Raw genomic sequence first — 1,012 nt, forward strand, 5'->3', positions numbered from 1 at the left:
CGGGCAAAATAGTGAATGGCCGAAAGCAATTGCAAATCGCTTTTGATGCCTAATAAAATTCCGGCCATTAGCAGCATGGCACCTACACCTTTTCTGAGATGTGATTTAAAATCTTTCCATCGGGGAAGCAGCCAGAGAAACAACAGCACCAGAATCAGGGTTTGAAGTAAAACACCCAGACCACCTAAAAGGTAGAATACAAAGTGTGGTTCGGTAAACAATGTGGAAAGGAAAAATGTGAGTATGACACTACTGTTGAACAGCCTTAACCACAGGCGATGTTTGTTCTGCTCCAACTCAAAGCCGTTTTCTTCGAGAAAATAGAACAGTATGCCCAGCAAAGCCAAAACAAACCAGCCGTTGTATTGAAAGTGCAGGTAGAAATAAACAGACATTTTGTACCATACTGAAGTGCTGCCAAGGGTATTCATAATCACTCCCAGCGTCCAGGGTCCAATGCTTGAAATAACCATATAAATGACTGCCCATTTGGAAAGCTTATATGAAAAGCGTTTGTGCAGTTCCGGCAATGCCTTTTTTAAGAACAATCCGGCAAAAAAGTAGGACGCCAACAAAAACAAGGTCGAGAAAATAATGGAAAACAAGGCGTATCCCTGAAAAGGGAAAGTCAACAGCATCCCAACCAGGGTGAATTGTGTGAAAATAAAAATTTGACGGAAGGCTTTAGTAACCCCTGACGAAGCAAGGTAAAATTTATAAAGTAGTGTTGTAAGTGCCACATAAACCCAGCCCAGCAAGGCAATATGTGAATGGGCGTGTACCAGATAACGGTATTGGGCAGGAAGATCTATAATCACAAACAAGCGTAAACTTGCACCCAGCAATGCAGCCAGTAAAAAGTAGAACACCGCAAGTCTGATGTGTTTGTTAAGGGGCAGTCTCACGTAGTTTTGGCTTGGTTGTCATCACTTTCTGAGCCACAATACGGGCAGGGCTCCACTACATCACCCTTTAGCCGTATTCCATCGATGTTCTTTTTTACAAAATCCTG

The 1,012-nt window shown here is 42.7% G+C and carries 1 protein-coding gene; it reads right to left on the reverse strand.

The genetic code is table 11. The features are described 5' to 3' along the window. Window positions 1-905, reverse strand: a 905-nt coding sequence (locus AC6F75_RS07610; protein WP_500714378.1) for a hypothetical protein, incomplete at its 3' end; no start/stop codon positions are given. Between the last annotated feature and the right edge of the window lie 107 nt (window positions 906-1,012).

It is taken from the genome of Planktosalinus sp., assembly GCF_059864935.1.